Genomic DNA, 24,767 nt, shown 5'->3' with positions numbered 1-24,767 from the left:
CGGTTGGCGTCGGCGTAGCCAGCTGCTGCTTCTCCAACTTCGCTCGTTCGATCACGTCGCTGCTCTGGCCTACACCCCGATCAATTCCAGCACCGCCGCTGCAAACGCCTCGGGCTCTTCCTGCGGCAGATTATGCCCGGCGCGCGGCACCACCCGATGAACCCGTCGGCCGGCGAATTTCGGCGCGCTCTTGCTGCCGTCGGTGGCCGGGCTCACGCCATCCCCGTCGCCATCGAGCGTAATGGTCGGCACCACAATCGCGGGCTGCGCCGCCAGCCGGCGCTGCAGATCGGCATATTGCGGATCACCCTCGGCAAGGCCGTAGCGATGGCGGTAGCTGTGGATCACCACCTCGACATAGTCAGGATTGTCGTGCGCGACTGCCGTCCGCTCGAAGCAGGCGTCGTCGAAATGCCAGTTCGGCGACCATTGCTGCCATAATAGCTTGGCGATCCCGCGCCGATCGGCGGCAAGGCCGGCACGGCCGCGCTCGAGCTGGAAATAATACTGATACCAGAGCGCCGCCTCGCGGTCCGGCCGTGCCGGCACCATCGCCTTGGCGATATCCTGGATGTTGTAGCTATTGACCGACACCAGGCCGATGCAGCGCTCCGGCCATAGTGCCGCGCCGATACAGGCGGCGCGGCCGCCCCAATCGTAGCCCGCGAACACCGCGCGCTTGATGTCGAGCGCATCCATCAGCGCCATCAGGTCCGCGCCCAATGCCGCCTGCTCGCCCGAACGCCGCGTCACCTTGTCGCGAAACCGGGTTGGCCCGTAGCCGCGCAGATAGGGAACGATGACGCGGCATCCCTCGGCGGCAAGCTGCGGGGCCACGTCCACATAGGCGTGAATGTCGTAGGGAAAGCCGTGCATCAGCATCACGACCGGCCCATCTGCCGGACCCGCCTCGTAATAGGCGATTCTGAGCACACCGGCATCGATGGAGCGCAGCGGTTCCAGCCGTTTCGACGATGGTACGCGCGCGGCATTTTGACTTGGTGTGGAGGCTTGCTCGGTCAAGGCGTCACTCCGTTGTGGCATCGGGCCATACGGTATCGCCTAGCGCCAGTGAAGCAAATGCGGCACAGGAGCTGTGCGCGATTGACATCATGACGGGCGCTGAATTCGGCGATACAGTATGCCAGCGGCCGTCGCCGCATACGGGTCATGCCATGCTGCGATCGCTCGTGCTTGCCACTGCCTTCCTCGGTTCGCTGATCATGCCGGCGACAGCCCAGGCGCCGCTGCGCAGCGAATGCCTTGCGATGGCCAACGCCCCGCCACGGGCTGTGCCGGTCAGCCTCCGCCGCACCGCGGCCAAGGTGGAGGAAGTCGCGATCACCTATGTCGGGCATTCCACCTATTACATCGACACGCCCGGCGGTGTGCGGATCGGGACCGATTTCAACGGCTACTATCAGACCGGGCGGCTGCCCGACGTCGTCACCATGAACCGGGCGCATTCGACGCATTTCACGCTGTTTCCCGATCCCAAGATCAAGCATGTGCTGCACGGCTGGGGCGACAAGGGGCAGCCTGCCCTGGTCGGCCTGCGCGTCGATGACGTCTATATCCGCAACGTGACCACCGACATCCGCCGCTACTACGGCGATGGTGCGGGCGGCGAGATGATCCGGGACGGCAACTCGATCTTCATCTTCGAGGTCGCCGGCCTCTGCATCGGCCATCTCGGCCATCTGCATCACAAGCTCGACGACAGCCATTTCGCAGCGATCGGACGGCTCGATATCGTGATGGTTCCGATCGACGGCACCTTTACGATGTCGCTCGACGGCGTCTCCGAAATCACCAAGCGCCTGCGCGCCTCCGTCGTGCTGCCGATGCACCGCTTCGCCACCCCGCTCGACGAATTCATGCGCCTGATCGGCAAGCAGTTCGAGATCGACCAGCGCACCCAGCGCACCCTGAAGATTTCGCGGGAAACGCTGCCCACCACGCCCACGGTGATCATTCTCGACGGCGTGTGAGGCGAAGGCCAGAATGTCACCGCCGTCATTGCGAGCCAACGGGACGCAATGACGAGAGAGCAACAATAAGAATCAGGGAGTGACCATCGATGGCCGTCAGCACTGCACCCGCCTCGAAGAGCGGGCTCTATGCCGATCCGCGCGAAGACTGGTTGGCGCAACACACCGAGGAGATCATCGACCCCGACCGCCCGATCGTCGACCCCCACCATCATCTCTGGGACCGCGGCGGGCTGCGCTACATGATCGAGGAGATGGCGGCCGATATCGCCTCCGGCCACAACATCATCGCCACCGTCTATGTCGATTGCCGCTCGATGTACCGCGCGCACGGGCCCGAGGCGTTCCGCCCGGTCGGCGAGGTCGAGTTTGCCAACGGCGTCGCGGCAATGGCCGCGAGCGGCGGTTACGGCAAGGCTGCGATCTGCGCCGGCATCGTCAGCCACGTCAATCTGCTGCTCGGCGAGGACGCCAGGCCGGTGCTGGAGGCGGAGATCGTCGCCGGCAATGGCCGCTTCCGCGGCATCCGGCATTCCGCGGCGTGGGATGCCGATCCCAATGTCGCCGGGATGTATGCGACGCGGCCGAAGGGTCTGCTGCTCGATCCAACATTCCGCAAGGGGTTCGCCTGTCTCGCCCCGCTCGACCTCAGTTTCGAAGGCTGGCTGTTTCATCCGCAGATCGGCGAACTCACTGATCTTGCCCGCGCCTTTCCGGAGACGAAGATCGTGCTCGACCATTGCGGCGGCCCGATCGGCATCGGCAGCTACGCGGGCCGGCGCGAGGAGATCTTTCCGGTCTGGAAGGCCTCGATCCAGGAAATCGCCAAATGTCCCAATGTCGTGGTCAAGCTCGGCGGGCTCGCGATGGCCCTCCTCGGCTATGACTTTCATCTGCGGCCGAAGCCGCCGACCTCGGAACAGGCCGCCGCTGCGTGGCGTCCCTATATAGAGACCTGCATCGAGGCCTTTGGGCCCAATCGATGCATGTTCGAGAGCAATTTTCCGCCGGACAAGGGCCAGTGCAGCTATCAGGTGATCTTCAACGCCTTCAAGCGCCTCGCCGCGCAATACAGCGAGGCGGAGAAGACGGCGATGTTTTCCAAGACGGCGACGGACTTTTACAAGTTGAAGCTCGCCTAGCTCACGGCCGGCGTGAGCTGCCGCTCACGCCCATTCGCCCTTGCGGAAGACCGGAACGCTGCTGCCGTCGGCGTGAATGCCGTCGATGTCGGTCTCGGCCGAGCCGATCATCCAGTCGATATGAATGAGGCTCTTGTTGCCGCCTTGCGCCGCGATCTGCTGCGGCGTCAGCTTGTCGCCGCCGACGAAGCATTTCGAATAGCATTGGCCGAGCGCGATGTGCGAGGCGGCGTTCTCGTCGAACAGCGTGTTGAAGAACAGCAATCCGCTTTTCGAGATCGGCGAGGAATGCGGCACCAGCGCCACTTCGCCGAGACGCGCGGCGCCCTCGTCGGTATCGAGCACTTTCTTCAGCACTTCCTCGCCGCGCGAGGCCCTGGCTTCGACGATGCGGCCTTCCTCAAACCGCACCGCGATGTTGTCGATCAGGGTGCCCTGATAGGACAGCGGCTTGGAACTGACGACATGCCCGCTGACGCGCCGGCAATGCGGCGTGGTGAAAACTTCCTCGGTCGGAATGTTGGCGTTGCAGGTGATGCCGTTCTTGGCCGTCGATGCGCCGCCTTCCCATTCGTGGCCGTCGGCGAGACCGATCGTCAGGTCCGTGCCCGGTCCCGAATATTTCAGCGCGTGGAAGCGCTGGCCGTTCAGCCATTGCGTGCGCTCGCGCAGCACCGCGTTGTGCTTCTCCCACGCCGCGACCGCGCCGTCCTGATCGACGCGCGAGGCCGCAAAAATCGCGTCCGCCAGTTTGGCCACCGCGACATCCTCTGCAACGTCGGGAAATACCTGCTTCGCCCATGCCGGGCTCGGATAGGCGATGATGTTCCAGTTGGTTTCGAAATTGACGATCTTTTCCAGCGCCGGCTGATAGGCCATCGAATTGGCCTTGCTGGCGCGCGCCACCTTGGTCGGATCCTCGCCCGACAGCAGCATCGGATTGTCGCCGACGATCGCCAGCCGCGCGGTGTTATTGCCGAACGCCTTCGCCATGCCCTCATAGAGCCAGCCGGCGGCGCGATCGAACCCGTCATTGTGGCCATAGCGATAGCGCGACAGCGTGATCTCTTCGTCGGACAGGAACGGTGTCACCAGGCCCGCACCGGCCTTGTAGGCATGCTCGGCGATTTTTCGAACCAGCGGCAGGGCCACCGACGGCGCGGTCAAAAGCAGGTCCTGGCCCGGCTGCAACTGCAGGCCGACCTTCACGGCGACCTCGGCAAGGCGGTCGAGTTTCACGGGATCGATCGGCGTCGAAAAATTACGTTCGTGTGCGGTCATGACGGGCCCTCAAATCAATCGTTGCTACAGAGATAGGCGAACCGGCCGGTTCCTTCAACGCTTCGACGCCGCCAATACGCGGTCGACCATCTCGGGCGCGAGACCGAGGTAATTCTTCGGCGAGGTCAGCCGGTCGATGGTCGCGCGGTCGATGCGCGAGGAGACCCGCGGGTCCGCGGACAGCGCATCCGCCAGCGTCATGCCTTTTTCATTGGCGACACGGCAGGCGTCATAGACGACGTCGTGCGCCTCCTGCCGGCCGATGTCGGGCGCCAAGCCCATCATCACGGCTTCGGCGACGATCAACCCGCGGCTGATGTCGAGATTTTCAGACATCTTCTTCTCGTCCACGATCAGGCCGCCGAGCGCGAATTTGGCCTGATGCAGCGCGCCTGCGGTGAGGACAAAACTTTCCGGGATCGCCATCCATTCGGCGTGCCACGGCCCGGTGGCGCGCTCAAAGTCCTGCACCATCGCGTCCAGCATCAAGCCCGCATGCTGACGCACGCCCTTAGCCGCCGCCAGCATCAATTCGGATGAAATCGGGTTGCGCTTCTGCGGCATGGTCGAGGACGCACCGCGGCCCTTCACGAACGGCTCATAGAGTTCGGCAAATTCCGTCGAGGCCATGATCATGATGTCGAGCGCGATCTTGCCGAGCGAGCCGGTGACGAGGCCGAAGAAATTGATCACTTCCGCAAGGCCGTCGCGTGCGACATGCCAGGTCGAGACGGGCACGCCGAGCCCGAGTTCCTCGCACAGCGCTTTTTGAACCTCGAACCCCTTGTCGCCGAGCGAGGCCAGCGTGCCGGCGGCGCCTGCGAACTGGCCGACAAGGACGCGCGGCTTCAATTGCACGAGGCGTTCGGCGTGGCGATCGAACATCGCCAGATAAATCGCGGTCTTGTAGCCGAACGTCACCGGCAGCGCCTGCTGCAGATGGGTGCGGCCGGCCATCGGCGTATCGCGATAGCGCTTCGAGAGATCGGCGAGGATGCCGCGGAGGGCGGCGATGTCAGCCTCGATGATTTCAAGGCCGGCGCGGACCTGCAGGACCACGGCGGTGTCCATGATGTCCTGCGTCGTCGCGCCCCAATGCACGTAGCGGCCGGCCTCGCCGCATTGTTTGACCATCTGGTGCACCAGCGGCAGGATCGGATAGCCGACGATGTCGGTCTCGCTGCGCAGCAGGTCGAAATCGAACGCCGAGACGTCCGTCCGTTTTGCGATTTCCTCGGCGGCTTCCGCCGGGATCACGCCGCAGCGCGCCTCGGCCTTGGCCAGCGCGATCTCGACTTCGGCGTAGCGCGAGATCAGGCTGAAATCCGAGAACACTTCCCGCATCGCCGGCGTGCCGAAGGCGTCGCGGAACAGGATAGAGTCAAGGACGGTGGTCGAGGTCGGAAAGGCGGGCATGTCGTTTCCTGCAGGCAATTCGCTGGAAAGACTCATGCCACAATCATTGCCGGTTGGGAAAGCCGATCACCATTTCTCGTGCATGGTCCGGACATCGAGTTCGAACGACCAGGCGCGCGGCGGCTGTTTGTGCAGGAACACAAAACCGTCGACGATGCCCTCGATGCTGATCAGGCGCTCCTCGCGGCTGGCGGCCTCCGGGAAACGCGTCTTGATCTTTTCGCCGCCGATCGCGCCATCGACCACGACATGGCCGACATGAATGCCGTCGGCGGCATATTCCTTGGCCATCGCCTGCGCCAGCGTGCGCAAGCCCGCCTTCGATGAATTGAAGGCGCCGTAGCCCGAACGGCCGCGCAACGAGGCGCTCGCGCCGGTCACAGCAGCGTACCTTTGCCTTTCGGCACCATGCGGCGGACCGTCTCACGCCCGAACAGGAAGCCGCCGAAGCACACCACGCGCCAGCTTTGCTCGAAGTAATCGGCGGTCATGTCGATGATCTTGCCCGCAGTGTTATTGCCGGCGTTGTAGATCGCGAGTTCGAGGTCGGAACCGGCCTTGTCGAACAACGCGATAGTATCGGCCTCGCTGGTGGCATCGGCTACAACAGCCGTAGCGCGCCCGCCGGCTGCGACGATGTCGGCAACGACGGCGTCCAGCGCCGCCCTGGTGCGGCCGGCAACGAGCACGTTGAGGCCCTCAGCGGCGAACCGCTTGCAGAGTTGTGCGCCGAGGCCCTGATCAGGCCCGACACCGATGATAACAGCCGTTCCCATCCATCTCTCCCGCGTTCGAGGTCCACCAGCTAGTTATATGACGATCGTCATCAATTCAATCGACGGAGCGTCCACTTCCTGCTGTTCACGAGGATATGAGCGTCGGCAGTTCTGGTGAATCGCGCCGGGCGGTTGCCGGCGCCTCCTCAGTCGCGGAATTTCTTCTTTTTCTTCTTTCCGAATGCGGGCTTCGCAGCGCCGGCATGTTTCGGCTTGGCGGCATAAGCGGGCTTCTCCCGGAACGGCCGCTTTTTGTCGTAGCGCCTTTCCTTGTCGAATCCAGGCGCCTTTTCGCTGCGAGGCTTCTCTTCATACGGCTTACTGTCGCGGGATTTGCCGCCGGGCGGCTTGTTGCTCCAAGGCTTTTCGTCACGTGGCTTTTCATCACGGGGTTTTTCGTCGCGAGGCTTGTCTTCGCGAGGCTTGTCCCAAGGCTTTGCTTCGCGCGGCTCGGCCTGCGGGCCCTCGGGCAGCGGCTCGATGCGGATATTGTCTTCCTTGTCGGGGCGGCGGAGGTTGCCGACAAATTTATCGGCGGCGCGCGCGGAAATCTCGAACTCGGTGGTCGTGTCCATGACGCGGATGGCGCCGATGTCTGTTTTGTCGATGCCGCCGCGGCGGCAGATCATCGGCAACAGCCATCGCGCCTCGGCATTCTTGCGGCTGCCGATCGAAGCGCGGAACCAGACGCTGTTCTCGCCCATGACGTGGCGCGCCGACGGCTTTTTCGACTTGGATCGTGGACCGGCGCTACGGTCGTCACCGCGCGGCGCACGACTATCCCTATCTCTTTCGCGGCCGCGATCCTCACGGCCCCGGCTGCGATGTTCGCCGGGATCGATGATGTCTTCCGGCGAGGGCAGCCGTGATCGATAGAGCCGCGCCAATGCCGCGGCGATATCCTCCGCCGATCGCTCGGCGAGCAGGGCCTGCGCCAGCATCAAATCCTCAGGCGTGGTCTCTTCGGCGAACAGCGCATCCTTCAGCATACGCTCCTGGTCGAGCTTGCGGATTTCATCGGCCTGCGGCGGCGTGCCCCAGATCGCATCGATGCCGGCCAGGTTCAGCAGCACTTCGGCGCGGCGCTTGCGCGCCGGCGGCACCAGCAACACGCTGACACCCTTGCGCCCCGCACGGCCGGTGCGCCCGGAGCGATGCTGCATGACTTCGGGATCGTTCGGAATATCCGCGTGGATGACAAGATCGAGATTCGGCAGATCGATGCCGCGCGCGGCGACGTCGGTCGCGACGCAAACGCGGGCGCGTCCGTCGCGCAATGCCTGCAGCGCGTGGGTGCGCTCGTTCTGGGTCAATTCGCCCGACAGCGCCACCACCGAGAAGCCGCGTTCCGACAAGGTCGCCTGCAGATGCCGCACCGCTTCGCGGGTGTTGCAGAACACCAGCGCGCTCGGCGATTCAAAGAAGCGCAAGGTGTTGACGACCGCATGGTCGACGTCGCCGGGCGCAATCCGGATGGCGCGGTAATCGATATCGGCGTGACCGCCTTCGTCGCCACCAACCTCGATGCGGAAAGCTTCCTGCTGGTATTCCTTGGCCAGGGCGATGATGACGCGCGGCAGGGTCGCCGAGAACAACAGGGTGCGGCGGGTCTCCGGCGTGGTCTCGAGGATGAACTCCATATCCTCGCGGAATCCCAGATCGAGCATTTCGTCGGCCTCGTCGAGCACGACGGCTTTCAGTTCGGAAATGTCGAGCCGATTGCGCCTCAAATGATCGCACAGCCGCCCCGGTGTGCCGACCACGATGTGGGCGCCGGCCGCAAGCTCGCGCTGTTCACGGCGCGGGTCCATGCCGCCGACGCAGGAAACCACGCGCGCATCGGCATATTGATAGAGCCAGGCGAGTTCGCGGTGGACCTGCAGCGCGAGCTCGCGCGTCGGTGCGACGATCAGGGCAAGCGGTGCGCCCGCCCGCTCGAAGCGCTCGGCATCGCCGAGCAGTTCGGCGGCAATGGCCAGCCCATAGGCGACGGTTTTGCCGGAGCCGGTTTGCGCCGACACCAGCAGGTCGCGGCCGGCAGCGTCATTGGCCAGCACGGCGGTCTGCACCGGCGTCAGGGAATCGAAATTGCGCTCGGCCAGGGCTCGGGCGAGCGGCGGACTTGTGGTCAGGGATGTCACGAGATCAGAACCTTAATGGGCGCAGCTGCGCCGGAAAGCCGAATAAAGCCTCGAACCATACGATCGAGGCTGCCGGCTGGAGGATGCGCGGGTCCGATGACCCGAACGATTTGAATGAGATAGGCACCCTTTAGGCCATTCGCAGCCAAAGCGCCATGGAATGTTGGTAGGGGCTGCATTGCGTCGTTAACGGCGGGCTATGGTGTTGATATTGTTGCGTTATGATCGTGATGGCGCATCATCAGCAGGTCGTCATCCCCGCGAAGGCGGGGATCCAGTACGCCGCAGCCTATCGGTTCGATCATCGGCGTCTCTGGGATACTGGGTCCCCGCCTTCGCGGGGACGACAATTGTGGGTGTGACACACACCTCGACGATCTCGCGACGCGTTGCGCCCGAGCTTTGCTTGGAAATCCTTGCCCTCGAAAATGAGGGCGCAGGGAAGACCGGGTGCGCGCTGCACCCGCGGTCCCGTGTGCGGTTTGCACTAAGTAGGCTGCACACGAGCATACAGGGCAGCGGAGAACACCCGGCCTTCCCTGCGCAATGGCTTTACGGCTTATGCCGTGATCTCCCCGGAGACGAGTTCTTGGTTGACTCCGTCGCCGCCGGTTCGGCTCTCGCCTACCCGACAGCTTGACGCCTGCAACGGGCGCCAGGACCACACGGTTTTGCCGTACGCTCGATCCACGCCATCGTCAGACGTGAGCCCAGCGTCCACCGCAACCCGCCCAACGTCCGTGACGACGGCCGACGCCCTTCTGAGTAGGACGGGATGGACAAACATATGCACCCGATTTTCTTTCTGGTAAACGGAAATATTTTTTATTTCGGGGCTTGACACGATTTCCGGAAATACGAACTGATTTGCCCGTCGGGTTACTTTGTCGCACTCAGCCGTCATTGCCTGCGACAAACGCAAACGCGTTTGCGCAAGGGAGCGAAGCGACGAAGCAATCCATTCCTCGGCTGGGCGAGCCATGGATTGCTTCGCTTCGCTCGCAATGACGAGGCCTGGCTGGGCTGCCCGTCGGACGGGTGGAGCATTGGTTCATTCAACGATAGGATCTGCCCCATGACCATCCCGTTCAAGACCATTCGCGCGCGCGCCGAGAAGCGCAAGGGCGGGCCGAAGACGCTGCAGAAGCTGCTGCCGCCCAAGCCGGAGGCGAAGGCGCTTGCCAAGCTCGGCGACGACCGGATTCTCGCCGAGATGACCAAGCGGGTGTTTTCGGCCGGCTTTGCCTGGAGCGTGATCGAGAACAAATGGCCGGGCTTCGAGAAGGCGTTCCTCGGCTTCAAGCCCGGGCCGCTGACGCTACAGGCGGATGAATTCTGGGACGCGCTGATGAAGGACACCCGGATCGTGCGCAACGGCGCCAAGATCATGTCGGTGCGATCAAATGCGAGTTTCGTGCGCGAGATCGCCAAAGAACATGGCAGCTTCGGCAAGTTTCTCGCGAACTGGCCCTCCTCCGACCAGGTCGGACTACTCGACCTGCTGGCCAAGCGCGGCAGCCGGCTCGGCGGCAACACCGGTCAGATGATGCTGTGCTTTCTCGGCTTCGACGGCTTCGTCACGTCAAGAGACATGGTCGCGTGCCTGCGCGACGCCGGCCTCGATATCGCGGAGACGGTGACCTCGAAGCGCGACCTTGCCAAGGTGCAGGCGCAGTTCAACGAATGGGCCGAGGAAACCGGGCTGCCTTACGTGCAACTCTCACGCATCTGTGCGATGTCGGCGGGAGAGAACTACAGTAACGAGACGCTGGCGCGGTTTTTGGGTGGCGAGGAATGAGAACCTGATGTCGGGCTCCCTCGGTCGAGAAACCGCGCGCAGGGAGGAACCCACCCGTGCGCATTCCGGCTTTGACTGTCGTAATCGTCGCAGCACTTTTGACCGCAGCGCCCGTTCGGGCGCAGACCTATGATCCGGCCTACCCGATCTGCATCCAGACCTACAGCCACAACGGCAGCGCCATCATCTGCCGTTTTACCTCGATGGCGCAGTGCGCCGCGACGGCATCGGGGCGCGCGGCCCAGTGCATCACCAATCCATATTATGGTGGTGCAAAGGCGACTGCGGGACGGCGACCGCGCGGGGCGTATTAGTACGGCCTGAAATTGATCGCCGCCATCAGCCCGCCGCGCGCCGCGGCATCTGCTCCGGCGCCACCTCGGAAGGCTGCGGGATCTGCATCAGGATGGTTTGTCCTGAGGAGGCGATTTCGATTCCGGCGTCCTGGAATCTCTGCTTCATGCGCCGGTTGAACTCGCGCTGCACCGGCCAGCGCCCGCTGTCGGTGCAGCGGATCTGGCCGACGATCGACACCATCGAACCGTCGACCTTGTCGACGCCCCACAGTTCGAGATCGCCGCGGATCGCGTGCCGGTAGGCGTCCTCGCGGCGCATTTCGGCGACGATGTCCTTCAGGATCTGCCCGGCGCGGTCGGTGTCTTCCTTGTAGGAAACATTGACACTGACGGACGCATTGCCGGCCCCGCGGCTCGAATTGGTGAGCGTCGTCACCGCGCTGAAGGGAACGATGTGCACCGAGCCGTCGCCGGCGCGCAGGCGGATGGTGCGGATCGAGACATTCTCGACCGTCCCTGATAGCCCGGACACCGTGACGTTGTCGCCGACCTGGACGGTATTTTCCAACAGCAGAAACAGCCCGGTGATGAGGTCCTGCACCAGCTTCTGCGAACCGAAGCCGATGGCGATGCCGACGATGCCGGCACCGGCCAAGAGCGGCGCGACGTTGACGCCGATTTCGCTGAGCGTGGTCAGACCGACCACCGTGACGATCAGGCACAGCAGCGCCGTCCGCAGCATCGGCTGGAACGTGCGCAGCCGCGCCGCGCGCGCGTAATGTCCCTCGCGCGACAGCGCATTGACCTGGCGATCCATCAGCGCGTTGCTGATCTCCCAGATCGCGGCGGCCGCAAGCGCGGCGATGCCGATCGTCACCACCGCGGACAGCAGCCGGCTGCCGATTTGCCCGCCGTAGAACCATACGATGGCGTCGATGCCCCATACTTCGAGCAATGCGACGAAGCCCATAAAGGCGATGACCGAAGCGACGATCTTGCGCAGCAGCGGCAGATAGCGATTGGCGCGGGTCTCCAGACCCGGAAAGCGCTGCAGAATTTCGGGGCGGATGCGGAAACCGCGATCGATCAGGCTCAGCACCACGATGATCGCGAGCCGTGCGATCAGGATGACGGCGATGCCGCCGACAAAATACTGCAACAGCAGCGAATAGCCGTTTCGGATGTGCAGTGCCCACACCGTCCAGAGCGCAAGGTCGAGCGCGATCGCGGGATAGTGCCACACGCCGGCAATGCGGTTGCGTATCTGGGCGGCGGCGCCCGTGCGACCGTGCGGCGCGCGAATGGCGTCCGCGATCGGGCGGCGGCATTGCAGGATGATGACCACGATAAAGAGATGCACGACCAGCATCACGAGGCGCAGCAGCGCGGCATAACCGCCGCGGCTAAGCCCGAGCAGCAGCGCCACGTTTGCAAAGGCGATACCGGATACACCGACGGCGACGATGCGCCGGACCCAGATCTCGATATAGGCCGCGGTCTCGGCGCGGACCCGAAACAGGCCGTATGGCCCGGCCAGCGCCCGCGCGGCGCAGATCAGCGCGCGCGACAGCGCATAGCCATTGACGACCGCCTGGATGGCAAGCCGGACCGTCGGGCGATCGCCGATCTCGGTGCTCAGCAGCATGGTGGAAACGCCGACGAAGACCAGCACCGGCAGCAGTTCGAGCGCGAGCCGCCCCAGCACGAACGGCAACCTGATCAGCGACTGCCAGGCCCGCGCCAGGCTGAGACGCCGCCGGTGCAACGCCGGCTCCACGGTGACGTCAGCGGCGGAGGATGGCGGATCGACCATTGCCAGCGTCTGCGCCGGCGCGCGCGCGGTTTGCGGCAGGCGCGCTTCCAACAGCGCCACCGGCCGCTTGATCAGACGGAACACCAGCCATTCGGCGGCGAAGGCGCAGCCGAACACCAGCGCCAGTTTCCATGCGATGTCGAAGATCTGGCCGTAAGCCGCGGGATCGTTGACGGTTCGCAGGAACCAATAATAGAACGCCGGGAAATGCGTCACCGACCGCACCAGATAGGAGACTTCGCGCGATATATCGCCGACCTGTTCGGAGACCGTCAGCAGCAATTGCGCACCAAGACTGTCAGCGGTGAGCGGGATGGCCGGCTTCGCTTCGGGCGCCGGCTCGGCGGCCTGCAGCGATGAAGACGCACCCGCAATCGCCCGCAGCGTGTCGATCATCTGCGCGCGCTTCTTGTCGTCCTGCAACGTCTCCAGCGCCCGCTTTGCCTGATCAGGCGTCAGTGCATTGGCGTTGTTGGTTGCCGGGGCAGCGGCGGCCGGCGCGGTGTTGGATTGGGCAAGCGCCGCGGGGCAAGCAAACAGCGCGCACACGAGCAGGAGCGAGGGCAGGAATTTGTGCGACATCGAGGCCCCTTTTAAATGCGCACGACGGCAAAACCGGAACCGGTTTGCCGCCGCGCCAGCGTCATGTCGGAGAGCCCCTTTTCGCCGCCATCATGTGTCGGAAGTTTGCCATGGAGACGACTTTCTCTTGGCATTTGCGCGTGGCATTTGCCCTTGGCATTTCTTGCATGCCGCGTCACACAAATGTCGCAGCCATTAATCGCGCGACGTCGCCTGTCTGCGGATGGTGAAGAAAAAATACAGCAAGACCGGCAAGGACAGCGAAGTCCACGACAGGCCGTCCCACCACCCGTCACCAACGAGGGCGGCGACGAGGCCCACGGTGGAGAGGATGCCGATCAGGATCGGCAGCGCAAAGATTTGCCTCAGCGTGCGATGATTTCTCAAGCGATCACCGCGACAGCACGGGCCTATCGAGGGCGGAACCCTGGGCGATGGCGCGATCGACGCTGACGCCGGCCTTGCGCCGGCGCAGCCAGAGATAGACCCCGGTTCCGAGCACGATGATCGTCAGCACGTCGAGCAGCGCCCAGAGGATCTTCAGCGGCATGCCGCCATAGTCGCCAAAATGCAGCGGCTGCGAAATGAACAGGGTGGTGACATACCAGGGCATGTCGCGGCTGTCGGTCAGCTTGCCGGTTTCCGCATCGATCAATGCCGGCTTGAGCAGGCGCGAGGTCACCGGCGTGTCGCCCTTCAGGAACACCGCATAGTGGCTCTTGCTGCTGAACAGCGTTCCGGGGAAAGCGACAAAGCTCGGCGTCATGCCCGGCACCGTGTCCGTCGCCACAGTCACGGCCGATTGCAGCGAGGTTAGCCTCGTGGGCGGCGCGCGATCCTTGTATTGCGACGTCATCTCGGCAAGCTGGCCGTATTGCCACATCTTCAGTACGAGGTCCGCCCAGGTGTTGATCACGCCGGTGAAGCCGACCACCAGCGTCCACATCACGAGCAGAATGCCTGCGAGATTGTGGATGTCGAGCCAGCGCACGATGCGCGGGCGATGGCTGCGGTAAGCGCCGAAATCCAGCTTCCGCATCGACGGCGCATAGACCACGATGCCGGAGATGATCGCGATGCAGAACAGGATCCCCATCAGCCCAAGGAACAGTTTTCCCGGCAGACCCGCGAACATGTCGGTGTGCAGCTTCAGCATGATGTAGGTGAAGCGGCCGGTGACATCGGGCGAATCGAGATAGGCGCCGGTATGCGAATCCATCCGGACGAAGCGGTTGTTGGTCGGGTCTGACATGAGGGACTCGCCGACGCTGACGAACATCGCGTTGGGATCGTCGCGGTCCCAGATCAGGAAATGCGGCACCGGCATATTCTTCGGCGCATTCGCCATCGCGGTGGCGAGCAATCTGTCCAGATCGGCGAACGGTGTGCCGGGCGCGACCTCGGCCGGCTTCACCTCGCTGTGCAGGAGCTCGTCGATCTCATGATGAAAGATCAGCGGCAGGCCGGTGATGCACAGCATCAGCATGAAAATCGTGCAGATGAGGCTCGTCCATTTATGGACGGCGCCCCATCTGCGAAGAGATCTGGTTGCTGGCGTCATGATCAGCTAGTTCCAGGCGTATTTCAGCGTACCGAGCACCGTACGCGCCGCACCGAGGCCGCAATAGGGCATCGCCGTCAGGCAGGATGAGACATAATATTTGTTGGTGAGATTGGTCGCGTTGACCTGCGCGCTCCATCCTTTCAGGTCGCGCCGCAGATACTGGAAGTCGTAGCTGATGGCGGCGTCGTACAGCGTGTACTCCGGGATAAAGAGCGTGTTGGCGGCATCGCCATAGCTTGCGCCGACATAACGGGCACCACCGCCGATGCCGAACCCGGCAAGCGGACCGTCGTACCAGGTATATTTCGCCCACAGCGACGCCTGCCGGAGCGCGGTATTGACGAGATAATTGCCGACAAAGCCGTCGTTGCTCTTGGTCACCCGCGGATCATAGATGTTGTAGCCTCCGACGAGCTCCAGTTCCCTCGTCACGTTGCCGCGCACCTCGAATTCAACGCCGCGCACGCGGGCTTCGCCGGTCTGGACACTGAAGTTGATATTGCCCGGATCCCTTGTCAGCACATTCTGCTGGGTCACCTCGAATACCGCGGCCGTGAGCATCAGGTTGGAGCCGACCGGCTTGAACTTGACGCCGATCTCGGCGCCCTCGCCGGTCGTCGGCTTGAACGGGCTGCCGAACTGGTCGGTGCCCGAGATCGGCACGAACGAGGTCGAATAGTTGGCGTAGGGCGACAGGCCGATATCGAACAGATAGTTCAGGCCGACGCGCCCGGTCGAGGCCCGGTCATTTTGAAGATAGGTGCCCGGCGCCGGAAAGAAGCCTTTGCTGACGGTTTCCGCCTGCGCCCAGTCCTGACGTCCCGTCATCGTCAACGTCCAGCGGTCGAGCTTGACCTGATCCTGCAGGTACAGTCCCGCCTGGTTCATCGTCGTCGCGGTATTGATGAAGGACGGCAACGTGCTCGCCGCCGGAACCGGCGCACCATAGACCGGCGCGAACACGTCGATCGGTGCGATCATCGAGAACTTGTAATCCGAGGTCGAGGCCTGGCGGTTATAGTCGAACCCGACGAGCACCTTGTGAGTTAGCGGACCGGTGGCGAAATCGGCCTGGACGTGATTGTCCAGCGCCACGTTCTGCGCGGCGGATTTCACGTAGTTGAACGAGCGCAGCACGGTTCTGAAATCGGGAAGCAGGCCTTCGGAGCGAACGCCGGCCAGATCCTGCGACACGTCGAAGTAGCGAAAGTTCGAACGGAACTGCAGATTGTTGTCGAAGCGATGCTCGAAGGCATAGCCGAGCGAAAACTGCTCCAGCGTGAAGCGGTCGGCGCTGGGCTCGCCGATGTAGCGGCTATAGGGAATGCGGCCAAACGGATTGGGCGCCAGCCCCGCCGCGTCGCCCGGCACATATTGCTGCCATCCCTTGTTCTGGATGTTCGAATAGTGCGAGAGGAAGGTGAACGACGTGTCGTTGGTCGGCCGCCAGGTCAGGCTGGGCGCGATGAATGCCTTGTTCTCGTGCACGAAGTCCTGCTGATTGCCGGTGCTTCGCCCCAGACCGACGAGGCGATAGAGAAATTCGCCGTTCTTGTCGATCGGCCCCGAGGTGTCGAACGCGCCCTGGAACTGATCGAACGAACCGAAGGTGCCGACGATCTCATGCTGCGGCGTAGCCGTCGGCCGCTTGCTGATCATGTTGATCAACCCGCCGGGATCGGTCTGGCCGTACAGGCCCGACGACGGCCCGCGCAGCACTTCCAGCCGCTCGAGGCCATAGGTTTCGATCTTCGGATTGGCGAACTGCGTTCCCCGATCGATCGGCAGCCGCAGACCGTCGAGGTAGCGTGGCACGTCAAAACCACGGAGCTTCATGGCGTCGAAGAAGGTCGTGGCGCCATACGTATCGAGCGAGACACCTGGCGTGTAACGCAGCGCCTGGACAATGTTCTGGGCGCCTTGTGCCGCGATTTGATCCTTGGTGACGACCGAGATCGACTGCGGCGTGGTCAGAATAGGTGTGTCGGTCTTGGTGCCGCTGGCGCTTTGATTGGCGAGATAGCCGACCACGGGTCCGGTGGCGCGTTCGCCGGCGCCGCCGCGGGCCCCCTGTTCCACCAATTGCCGCTGGGCGGGAACCGCAGCGCGACGCGTCGCCGTCTGCGACCGCGCCGCGCGGCGGGACGGCTGTGCCGGACGCGCCGCTTGCGGCTTCGGTGCATCGACGGTGACCGGCGGCAAAGTTTGGCCGGACTGCGCGTGAACCGGCCCGATCTGCATGCTCAACCCGAATACGGTTACGCAGAAGAACGCCTTCGACGCCTCGCCCCACGCCGACGGCCTTACACAATCACGCATCATCACATCCCCGTTAACTAATCCCCGTTCACGAGAGATCAGATTTGATTTTCGAGCGCCTTTGCGTATGCGCAAAAAACCTTTGATCGTGCGTCGACACTCTCCAAGTTCAGCGCAGGAACACGCCGCCCGGTCATGCACCGGCGCAGATGCCGCCGGCCGCCGCGCAGGCGGCCCGGTTCCCCCTTGGGGATGCGGTGATGTCAGGACAGTCCGTCGCGCTGGCAGCTGCTCGGCACGTAGCCAAAATGCCGGCGGAACGCCGTGGAAAAATTCGCCGGGTTGGCGTAGCCGACGGCATAGGCCGCCTCGGTGACCGACAATCCCTGATGCAGCAAGGCTTCGCGCGCCGATTTCAGCCGGCTGGTTCGAAGATATTCCGATGCGCTGACGCCATAGACCCGATGAAATTGCGCCGTGAACGACCGACGGCTGACGCCGGCGTGCCTTGCCAGTTCGGCAATCGTCCAGGGATGCCGCAGATCGGATTCGATCAGTTCCCTGACCGCCTGCAGGCGTAAACGCTTATGGTCGGATACGAGACTGACGCCCTCGTTGCCGCGCAACGCCAGCATGGCTCGGGCCAACATCTCGGTCGCATGCGCCGACAGCAGCAGCTCGGCGGTCCGGCCGTCGGCCGCCGGGGAAATCATCTCTATGGCAATCGCCTTGATCCGGGGCGACGCCTTCAGCGACGCGACGAAGACGTTCTGGTCCCTTGTGTCGAACAGTCCGATGAATTCAGCCATCAGTCCGAGCCGCTCCAGCGACGCGACGGGAAAGGCGACGCCGGCCGCCTGCATGTGCGCGCCGCGCGGCGCATCGCCGTCCCACAGCGTCGGCTCTCTGAGCGCCATGACCACGATGGAAGCATCCGAATAGCTGATCCGGGTGGTGCCCTTGCGCGCCCGGCCGCTCCCTGCCCCCTTGAGTATCACGGAGACAAAAAGCCCTGCCTTGATGACACCTTCAGTACGAATCCGGGTGCCCAGCACCATGTTGTTGCGTTGGAAAAGGCAGCCCGGCGTCTCCAGCCATTGCGTGCGGCTGGCAAAATCTTCCACGATCGACCTGTCATTGTCATCGGGATCGACGATGCGGAACTGCTCGAAAATGTGGTCGTAGATGTGCGGCATCAACGGGGTTCGGAAACGTTCATGCCGGCACTATGCAATCTGTGCACATCGTCCTCAACGATGATCGCCGCATCCAGTTTAGAAGCGCTTGAAAATGGAATCGTTTTAATCAGCTTGCGCGCACCGCCGGCGCGCGTCCGTCACTCCGGCTTGTCGACATTCCAGAACACCGGCGTCGCCGGGCCGTCTAGGACGCCGGACAGCGATTTTCGCCGCGCCGCGGTCACGAGATACTGGCCGAGCGGGATACGTCAGCAGCACGGAAGCCGCGACAATCGACACTGCCGAAAACATGGTGGAACGTTTCCGGCCCGCGATGCGATGCATTCGATCTCTCCCGACGTGACGATCGATGGATGAAAAGCGCGTGCAGTGTGCAACCTGACGTCCCTCCGGGCAAAAACTGTTCCGTGAAGGGTGCACGACTCCGCGCGCGCCATCCGGCCGACCCTTGTCGCCGGCCTCTACCACCATTAGCGGAGTCCGCTTCGGGCTTGCCGTCGCCACTGATCGCGCGCAGACTGCCATTGGCAGGAAGACGGGGAACGCCATGCAGCGCCGACTTGCAGCCATCCTGGCGGCGGACGTGGTTGGTTACAGCCGCCTCATGGGCGCCGATGAGATGGGGACCCTCACCGCGCTCAAGTCACACCGTCGCGAACTGGTCGATTCCGGAATTTCAGAGCATCACGGCCGCATCGTCAAAACCACCGGTGACGGCATGCTGGTGGAATTCGCCAGCGTTGTGGATGCGGTTGGCTGTGCGGTCGCCATTCAGCGCAAGATGGTCAGCCGCAATTGCGGAATTCCCGCAGAAAAACAAATCGTATTCCGAATCGGAATCAACGTCGGCGATATCATCATTGACGGCGACGATATTTTTGGCGACGGCGTCAATATCGCGGCTCGGCTGGAAACGCTCTGCGAGCCCGGCGGCGTTTGTATTTCAAGGGCGGCGAACGACCAGATCAGGGACAAGCTTTCGATGGCTTTCGCTGATCTGGGCGAGCAAACCGTAAAGAACATCTCGCGCGCGGTCGGCGTATTCGGGCTTACCGCCAGGGACATCGAGGGCATTCCGGATTCCGCCATCCTCTCATCTACTGAAGACACCCTGACAACAACCATCCAGTACAAACAGGAAATACATTTCTGTCAGACCGGAGATGGCGTGCAGCTTGCGTATGCCCGAATAGGCCAGGGTTTCCCGCTCGTCAAAACCGGCCACTGGATGACCCACATCGAATTTGATATCGAAAGTCCGATCTGGCGATATCTTTACCGGGAATTGTCTCGCGATCACGCCTTCTTCCGATACGACGCCCGGGGCAACGGGCTATCGGATCGCGAAGTCCCGGAAGTCACTTTTGAAAAATTTGTCAGCGATCTCGAAACGGTCGTCGATGCCGCCGGCATCGATCGGTTCGCGCTTCTCGGCATATCGCAGGGTTGCGCGGTTTCAATCGCCTATGCCGTCCGGCATCCCGAGCGGGTTTCGCATCTCGTCCTGCTCGGAGGTTTTGCCGTGGGCTGGAAGAAACGTGCGAGAACCGAGGCCGAGAAGGAGGCGGGCGAAGCGATGCTCACCCTCATGCGCCTTGGATGGGGCCAAGAAAATCCGGCGTTCAGACAAATGTTCACCTCTCAGTTCATTCCGGACGCCAACAAGGAACAGGCCGACTGGTTCAACGAGCTGCAACGAATTTCGAGCTCACCCAACGACGCGGCGCGCAATCTCCTGGCGAATGGCGAGGTCGATGTGAGTTCGCTGCTATCGCAGGTCGAGGTACCGACGCTCGTCATGCATGCCCGTCAGGATTCCAGGGTACCGTTTGAGTCGGGCAGGCGGTTGGCCGCAGGCATCCCGGGTGCTCGCTTCGTTCCGCTTGAGAGCCGAAACCATGTGATGCTGGAAGGCGAACCGGGACTTGCGCACTTCCTTGACGAGCTACGATCATTTCTCGCTACCGATGTCGGGCACTAATCACGCAGCTTCCGCCATTGGCTCATAGCTGGCGCGTGCGCCACAAGGGACATCGGGGGCTCCGGCCAGAGATAAATCCGGCACGAGCCTTTGCAAATTCCGCGATCATTCGCCCTCGGCGAAGCCGGCCCGGACGACTTCCTCGCGCTTTCGCCGCAGATGGTTACGCAGGATATGGGCGAGACCGCCAGCGTCGCGCCGCTGCAGCGCGTTCAGGATTCCTTCGTGCTCCTGGATGGCGAGCGTCCAATGCTCTGGCGACATCGGCGTGATGAACCGTGCCCGCCGTATCCTTGCGGCGATCGACTCATAGAAGCCGGCAAGCACTGCGTTATCGGCCGCGCGAACGATGGCCTCGTGGATCAACCGGTTGCAGCGATAGTACGACAGCAGATCCTGCACGCGATAATGTTCGACCATGCTGGCCTGCAGCTCGGCAATCTCGCGCAATTGCGCGTCGGAAATGCGCGGACATGCCAGCTCACCGGCCGCGGCCTCGAGCGCCTCGCAGACTTCAAACAGTTCCTTGACGTCCTTCCGGGTGAGCTTGGCGGCGCGCGAGCCACGATTGGGCAGCAGCACCACAAGCCCTTCCGCCGCGAGCACCTTGAGCGCCTCGCGTAGCGGGGTGCGCGATATCGCGAACGACGCGCACAGTTCGCGCTCCGGAATGCGCGCGCCCGGCGGGATTTCGCCCTCCGTCAAGACGTGCCTGAGGCGGGAAACCACCTCGTCATGCATCATATCGAGGTTCTCCTCGGCGACTCGATGGAACCATTTTGAATGCAAAAATGATCCAGACCAAGCAAATTAGACCAGAATCCTGTTGCATTAGATAGTTTTTGCATTCAAAAATGCCCTCCGCAGCCAAACTGAGGTTCCATCCTGAGGGGTCTGTCAAGAAGATGAATGAAAACGTCACCCCCGTCACAGACCTGCTTTACGAGGTCCGCGACGGCATCGGCCGGATCATCTTCAACCGGCCGCAGGCGAGAAACTCGCTGACCTTCGGCATGTATGAGCGGCTGGCCGCGATCTGCGAAGCCGCCGCCGGCGACCGCAGCCTCAAGGTGCTGATCCTCAGCGGCGCGGGCGACAAGGCGTTCGCGGCCGGCACCGACATCAACCAGTTTCGCGCGTTCAAGACTCCGCAGGACGCCATCGGCTACGAAGCCAGGATCGACCGCGTGCTGACCACGCTCGAACAATGCGCCGTGCCGACCATTGCGGCGATCAACGGCGCGTGCACCGGCGGCGGCGCCGCGATTGCCGCGTGCTGCGATCTGCGCATCGGCACCAGGACCGCAAAATTCGGGTTCCCGATCGCGCGCACGCTCGGCAACTGCCTGTCGGCATCCAGCATCGGCCGGCTCTCGGGCCTGATCGGGGCGACGCGGCTCAAGGAGATCATTTTCACCGCGCGCCTGATCGAAGCTGAAGAGGCCGCCGCGCATCGCCCTGCTGCACGAAGTCGTGGAGGATCTTTCCGCCCTCGAACGACGGGCCGATGAACTGGCGCGGCTTGTCGCTGGTCATGCGCCCCTGACGCTGCGTGCCACCAAGCAGGCGCTGCTGCGCGCGCAACCCAAGCCGGCCGAAGACGAGGACCTGATCCTGATGTGTTACCAAAGCCGGGATTTCCGGGAGGGCATGGATGCCTTCCTGAACAAGCGCCAGCCGCAATGGACCGGCGACTAAGCAACAACAAAAAAGACAACAACAAAGATTGCGGGAGAAACAATGGGTCCGCTGGCTGGATTGAAGGTTGTCGATCTGACGCACGTCATGGCAGGCCCGACCTGCACGCTGATGCTCGCCGACATGGGCGCCGAGGTCATCAAGATCGAAAAGATTCCGGCCGGCGACGACACCCGCTACATGATCCCTCCCAAGATCGGCGACGTCGCGGCCTCATTCCTGATGATGAACCGCAACAAGAAGGGCATTGCGCTGGATCTGAAGACACCGGGCGGCGCAAAGGTGCTGCGGCGCCTGATCGGATCGGCGGACGTGCTGGTCGAGAATTTCGGCCCCGGGGTGATGGACAAGCTCGGTTTCGGTTACGCCGATATCAAGAAGGCGCACCCTGCCCTGATCTACTGCTCGCTATCAGGCTTTGGCCGCACCGGCCCCTACAAGCATCGCCGCGGCTTCGATCTGGTGGCGCAGGCGATGAGCGGCATCATGAGCTTCACCGGCGAGCGGCCCGACGGGCCGCCGGTCAAATGCGGCGCACCGCTGTCCGACATCACCGCGGGAATTCTCGCGGCCATGGGCATTCTCGCCGCCTATGCGCACCGTCTCAAAACCGGCGAGGGGCAGTGGGTCGAAACCTCCCTGTTCGAGGCGGCCCTCGTTCAGACCTACTGGCAGGCTGCGATTGCAATGGCCACCGGCGTGGCGCCGAAGGCGATGGGTTCGGCCCATCCGCTCAATGCGCCCTACCAGGCGTTCGAAACATCAGACAAGTGGATCGTGGTCGGCGGCGCCAACCAGAAAAACTGGATGCGCACGCTCGAAGTGCTTGATGCAACCGAACTGGCGCGGGATCCGCGGTTTGCGACCGGCGCCGATCGAATGGGGCATTTGAAGGAACTGGAGGCGCTGCTCACGGCTCGCTTCAAAACCAAATCCGCCGACTATTGGCTGGCTGCGCTCGAGGAGGCCGGCGTGCCCTGCGGGCCCGTCAACGACATGCTGCAGGCCCTCGCCGACCCGCAGACGATCGCGCGCGAAATGGTGGTCGAGGTCGGGCATTCCACGCTCGGCCAAGTGAAGACGATCGGATTGCCGATCAAGTTCTCGCAGACGCCCGGCAAGGTGCGGTCGGGCGCGCCGCTCTACGGCGAGCATACCAATGCAATCCTTGGCGCTTACGGCTTTGACGCCGACGAGATTGCCGCGCTTCACAAGGAGGGCGCGATCGCCGCGCCGGAGTTTGCCGGGGATGAAGTAGGCTGACGCAAGAGCCCAGCAAACGCCAAGACCAAGAAAACAAAAACCAAAAGACACATGGCAAAACACTTGGGAGGACTAGATGTCTCAGAAGCCGACATTCGCTGCGATTGCCTTCGGTCTCGCAATCGGGTTCACGGGAGCGGCAAATGCCGCGTGGCAACCGGCCAAGCCGATCGAATTCATCGCAACGGCAGGCCCGGGCGGCGGCACGGACAATTTCGCCCGCGCGGTCCAGAACATCGTCACCAAATACAAGCTGGTCGAGCAGCCTATCGTCGTCGTCAACAAGGCCGGCGGCAGCGGTGCCGAAGGCTACACCTACACCAAGGCTATGGCGGGCGATCCCTACAAGGTCGTGTTCGGCACATCGAACGCCTGGAACCAGCCGATGGTCTCCAAGGTCGCCTATAACTACACCGACCTGACGCCGATTGCCGCGATGGTGCAGGACGAATTCCTGCTCTGGGTGAAGCAGGACGCGCCCTACCAGAACGTGCAGGATTTCCTCAAGGCCGTTGCCGCCAAGCCGCCGGGCGATGTCAAGATGGGCGGCGCGCAATCAAAGGACACCGATGAAACCCTCACCCGCATGATCGACAAGGCGGCGAAGGTGAAATTCGTCTACATTCCCTTCAAGAGCGGCGCCGAGGCCGCGGTGCAATTGGCCGGCGGCCATATCGACGCCCATGTCAACAATCCCAGCGAAAGCATCGGACAGTGGAAGGGCAGCACCCAGCGCCCGCTCTGCGCCTTCAGCCCGCAGCGCCTGCCTGACGGACCCAAGGTCACAGCAACGCAGAACTGGCACGACATCCCGACCTGCGTTGAATCCGGCCTGGCCATTCCGCAATTCCAGCAACCGCGCACGGTGTGGCTGCCGGGAAAGGTGACGGCCGATCAGACCGCCTTCTATGTCGATCTGATGAAGAAGGTGCAGGCCACGCCGGAATGGAAGGAATATATCGAGCGAACGTCGCAAACCGACACTTTCCTGATCGGCGACGCCTTCAACAAGTTCATCAAGGAAGACATCGAACGCACCCGCAAGGTTGCTGTCGATGAAGGCTGGCTGATCTCCAACTAGGGTTCGGACGATGGTCTCCGGACGCAGCCTGGAAACGACGACGGCGCTCATTACCGGGGCGTTCGGCGCAGCCGTCGTCGTCTCCAGCCTCGACAACGGCATCGGCTGGTCCGCAGCCGGCGTCGAGTCCGGCACCTTTCCGTTGATCGTCGGCCTCGTCATTCTGGCCGGCAGCCTGTTCAATCTCGTACAGGGATGGTTGCACGCGCGGGCCGTCATTCTCGGGCCAAGCGAGTTCAGGCGATTGGCGATCCTGTTCGTCCCGGCGGCGGTCTTTGTCGGGGTCATTCCGCTGATCGGGATGTATGTGGCGGCTGCCTTGTACATTTTTGGTGCGATCGCCTGGAACAAGCGCGAATCACTGCTGCTTGCGGCGGCCGCCGCGATCGGCGCGGCGTTGTCGCTCTATCTGATGTTCGAGAAGACATTCCAGATCTCGTTGCCGCGCGGCGCGCTCGGCACCTGGTTCGGCTTCTAGGGGAGCGC

General features: G+C 63.0%; 20 protein-coding genes and 1 pseudogene. 9 read left to right on the top strand and 12 right to left on the bottom strand.

The window, feature by feature from the left end:
• Positions 1-69 precede the first annotated feature (69 nt).
• Positions 70-954 (bottom strand): alpha/beta fold hydrolase, encoded by an 885-nt coding sequence (locus ABIE49_RS24795; RefSeq protein WP_354067597.1) that lies wholly within the window; start codon positions 952-954, stop codon positions 70-72.
• 221 nt (positions 955-1,175) lie between these two features.
• On the opposite strand from ABIE49_RS24795, the gene ABIE49_RS24790 reads away from it, so the two are divergent.
• Positions 1,176-1,991, top strand: coding sequence for an MBL fold metallo-hydrolase (locus tag ABIE49_RS24790; protein ID WP_192737005.1), 816 nt, complete (start codon positions 1,176-1,178; stop codon positions 1,989-1,991).
• An 89-nt stretch (positions 1,992-2,080) separates the two neighbouring features.
• On the top strand, positions 2,081-3,133 hold the full coding sequence (locus ABIE49_RS24785) for an amidohydrolase family protein (protein ID WP_192737004.1): 1,053 nt from the start codon (positions 2,081-2,083) through the stop codon (positions 3,131-3,133).
• Between the two features lie 24 nt (positions 3,134-3,157).
• Here ABIE49_RS24785 and ABIE49_RS24780 read toward each other — a convergent pair whose 3' ends face one another.
• The 5 genes from ABIE49_RS24780 to ABIE49_RS24760 form a co-directional block, all read right to left on the bottom strand.
• Entirely contained in the window at positions 3,158-4,414 is a 1,257-nt protein-coding gene (locus tag ABIE49_RS24780; RefSeq protein WP_192737003.1) for an aminopeptidase, read from the bottom strand.
• A gap of 54 nt (positions 4,415-4,468) precedes the next feature.
• Positions 4,469-5,830 carry a class-II fumarase/aspartase family protein gene (locus ABIE49_RS24775; protein ID WP_192737205.1) on the bottom strand — a complete coding sequence of 454 codons (1,362 nt, stop codon included), beginning with the start codon at positions 5,828-5,830 and terminating at the stop codon, positions 4,469-4,471.
• A 66-nt stretch (positions 5,831-5,896) separates the two neighbouring features.
• Positions 5,897-6,211 carry a Rossmann-fold NAD(P)-binding domain-containing protein gene (locus tag ABIE49_RS24770; protein ID WP_354066965.1) on the bottom strand — a complete coding sequence of 105 codons (315 nt, stop codon included), beginning with the start codon at positions 6,209-6,211 and terminating at the stop codon, positions 5,897-5,899.
• Positions 6,208-6,606, bottom strand: coding sequence for an SDR family NAD(P)-dependent oxidoreductase (locus tag ABIE49_RS24765; protein ID WP_354066964.1), 399 nt, complete (start codon positions 6,604-6,606; stop codon positions 6,208-6,210). Before ABIE49_RS24765 ends, ABIE49_RS24770 begins: the two co-directional genes overlap by 4 nt.
• 146 nt (positions 6,607-6,752) lie before the next feature.
• A complete protein-coding gene (locus tag ABIE49_RS24760; protein WP_192737002.1) occupies positions 6,753-8,747 on the bottom strand; it encodes a DEAD/DEAH box helicase in 1,995 nt (664 codons plus the stop codon).
• Positions 8,748-9,822: 1,075 nt separating this feature from the next.
• On the opposite strand from ABIE49_RS24760, the gene ABIE49_RS24755 reads away from it, so the two are divergent.
• Positions 9,823-10,545 (top strand): DNA-3-methyladenine glycosylase I, encoded by a 723-nt coding sequence (locus tag ABIE49_RS24755; RefSeq protein WP_192737001.1) that lies wholly within the window; start codon positions 9,823-9,825, stop codon positions 10,543-10,545.
• Between the two features lie 56 nt (positions 10,546-10,601).
• The gene (locus ABIE49_RS24750) at positions 10,602-10,859 is read left to right on the top strand and encodes a DUF3551 domain-containing protein (protein ID WP_192737000.1); all 258 of its coding nucleotides are present in this window, start codon (positions 10,602-10,604) and stop codon (positions 10,857-10,859) included.
• A gap of 25 nt (positions 10,860-10,884) precedes the next feature.
• On the opposite strand, the gene ABIE49_RS24745 is transcribed toward ABIE49_RS24750, so the two are convergent.
• The 5 genes from ABIE49_RS24745 to ABIE49_RS24725 form a co-directional block, all read right to left on the bottom strand.
• Complete coding sequence (locus ABIE49_RS24745) at positions 10,885-13,236, bottom strand: mechanosensitive ion channel domain-containing protein (protein WP_192736999.1); 2,352 nt, start codon at positions 13,234-13,236, stop codon at positions 10,885-10,887.
• A 195-nt stretch (positions 13,237-13,431) separates the two neighbouring features.
• The gene (locus ABIE49_RS24740) at positions 13,432-13,623 is read right to left on the bottom strand and encodes a hypothetical protein (protein ID WP_192736998.1); all 192 of its coding nucleotides are present in this window, start codon (positions 13,621-13,623) and stop codon (positions 13,432-13,434) included.
• A gap of 4 nt (positions 13,624-13,627) precedes the next feature.
• Positions 13,628-14,797, bottom strand: a complete 1,170-nt coding sequence (locus tag ABIE49_RS24735) for a PepSY-associated TM helix domain-containing protein (protein WP_192736997.1) — start codon at positions 14,795-14,797, stop codon at positions 13,628-13,630.
• A gap of 6 nt (positions 14,798-14,803) precedes the next feature.
• Complete coding sequence (locus ABIE49_RS24730) at positions 14,804-17,119, bottom strand: TonB-dependent siderophore receptor (protein ID WP_354066963.1); 2,316 nt, start codon at positions 17,117-17,119, stop codon at positions 14,804-14,806.
• A 203-nt stretch (positions 17,120-17,322) separates the two neighbouring features.
• On the bottom strand, positions 17,323-18,255 hold the full coding sequence (locus ABIE49_RS24725) for an AraC family transcriptional regulator (RefSeq protein ID WP_192736996.1): 933 nt from the start codon (positions 18,253-18,255) through the stop codon (positions 17,323-17,325).
• A 550-nt stretch (positions 18,256-18,805) separates the two neighbouring features.
• Between ABIE49_RS24725 and ABIE49_RS24720 the strand changes: the two genes are divergently transcribed.
• The gene (locus ABIE49_RS24720) at positions 18,806-20,239 is read left to right on the top strand and encodes an alpha/beta fold hydrolase (RefSeq protein WP_192737203.1); all 1,434 of its coding nucleotides are present in this window, start codon (positions 18,806-18,808) and stop codon (positions 20,237-20,239) included.
• A 105-nt stretch (positions 20,240-20,344) separates the two neighbouring features.
• Here ABIE49_RS24720 and ABIE49_RS24715 read toward each other — a convergent pair whose 3' ends face one another.
• On the bottom strand, positions 20,345-20,983 hold the full coding sequence (locus tag ABIE49_RS24715) for a GntR family transcriptional regulator (RefSeq protein ID WP_192736995.1): 639 nt from the start codon (positions 20,981-20,983) through the stop codon (positions 20,345-20,347).
• 161 nt (positions 20,984-21,144) lie between these two features.
• Between ABIE49_RS24715 and ABIE49_RS24710 the strand changes: the two are divergent.
• The 4 genes and pseudogenes from ABIE49_RS24710 to ABIE49_RS24695 all read left to right on the top strand — a co-directional run bounded on the left by ABIE49_RS24710 (position 21,145) and on the right by ABIE49_RS24695 (position 24,759).
• Positions 21,145-21,937 (top strand): annotated as a pseudogene (locus ABIE49_RS24710) (enoyl-CoA hydratase/isomerase family protein).
• Between the two features lie 42 nt (positions 21,938-21,979).
• Positions 21,980-23,200 carry a CaiB/BaiF CoA transferase family protein gene (locus ABIE49_RS24705; RefSeq protein WP_192736993.1) on the top strand — a complete coding sequence of 407 codons (1,221 nt, stop codon included), beginning with the start codon at positions 21,980-21,982 and terminating at the stop codon, positions 23,198-23,200.
• Positions 23,201-23,276: 76 nt separating this feature from the next.
• Positions 23,277-24,281 (top strand): Bug family tripartite tricarboxylate transporter substrate binding protein, encoded by a 1,005-nt coding sequence (locus ABIE49_RS24700; protein ID WP_192736992.1) that lies wholly within the window; start codon positions 23,277-23,279, stop codon positions 24,279-24,281.
• Positions 24,282-24,291: 10 nt separating this feature from the next.
• The gene (locus ABIE49_RS24695; protein ID WP_192736991.1) at positions 24,292-24,759 is read left to right on the top strand and encodes a tripartite tricarboxylate transporter TctB family protein; all 468 of its coding nucleotides are present in this window, start codon (positions 24,292-24,294) and stop codon (positions 24,757-24,759) included.
• Positions 24,760-24,767: the final 8 nt, after the last annotated feature.

Origin of the sequence: Bradyrhizobium sp. OAE829 (assembly GCF_040546575.1) — a bacterium.
GTDB lineage: Bacteria > Pseudomonadota > Alphaproteobacteria > Rhizobiales > Xanthobacteraceae > Bradyrhizobium.
This window is presented reverse-complemented; position numbering and strand designations above follow the sequence as displayed.

Coding starts and splice junctions, on each gene's coding strand:
- ABIE49_RS24790 (WP_192737005.1), top strand. CDS start 1,176: ATGCTGCGATCGCTCGTGCTTGCCACTGCCTTCCTCGGTTCGCTGATC.
- ABIE49_RS24785 (WP_192737004.1), top strand. CDS start 2,081: ATGGCCGTCAGCACTGCACCCGCCTCGAAGAGCGGGCTCTATGCCGAT.
- ABIE49_RS24780 (WP_192737003.1), bottom strand. CDS start 4,414: ATGACCGCACACGAACGTAATTTTTCGACGCCGATCGATCCCGTGAAA.
- ABIE49_RS24775 (WP_192737205.1), bottom strand. CDS start 5,830: ATGCCCGCCTTTCCGACCTCGACCACCGTCCTTGACTCTATCCTGTTC.
- ABIE49_RS24765 (WP_354066964.1), bottom strand. CDS start 6,606: ATGGGAACGGCTGTTATCATCGGTGTCGGGCCTGATCAGGGCCTCGGC.
- ABIE49_RS24755 (WP_192737001.1), top strand. CDS start 9,823: ATGACCATCCCGTTCAAGACCATTCGCGCGCGCGCCGAGAAGCGCAAG.
- ABIE49_RS24745 (WP_192736999.1), bottom strand. CDS start 13,236: ATGTCGCACAAATTCCTGCCCTCGCTCCTGCTCGTGTGCGCGCTGTTT.
- ABIE49_RS24735 (WP_192736997.1), bottom strand. CDS start 14,797: ATGACGCCAGCAACCAGATCTCTTCGCAGATGGGGCGCCGTCCATAAA.
- ABIE49_RS24730 (WP_354066963.1), bottom strand. CDS start 17,119: ATGCGTGATTGTGTAAGGCCGTCGGCGTGGGGCGAGGCGTCGAAGGCG.
- ABIE49_RS24725 (WP_192736996.1), bottom strand. CDS start 18,255: ATGCCGCACATCTACGACCACATTTTCGAGCAGTTCCGCATCGTCGAT.
- ABIE49_RS24720 (WP_192737203.1), top strand. CDS start 18,806: ATGCAGCGCCGACTTGCAGCCATCCTGGCGGCGGACGTGGTTGGTTAC.
- ABIE49_RS24715 (WP_192736995.1), bottom strand. CDS start 20,983: ATGATGCATGACGAGGTGGTTTCCCGCCTCAGGCACGTCTTGACGGAG.
- ABIE49_RS24705 (WP_192736993.1), top strand. CDS start 21,980: ATGGGTCCGCTGGCTGGATTGAAGGTTGTCGATCTGACGCACGTCATG.
- ABIE49_RS24700 (WP_192736992.1), top strand. CDS start 23,277: ATGTCTCAGAAGCCGACATTCGCTGCGATTGCCTTCGGTCTCGCAATC.
- ABIE49_RS24695 (WP_192736991.1), top strand. CDS start 24,292: ATGGTCTCCGGACGCAGCCTGGAAACGACGACGGCGCTCATTACCGGG.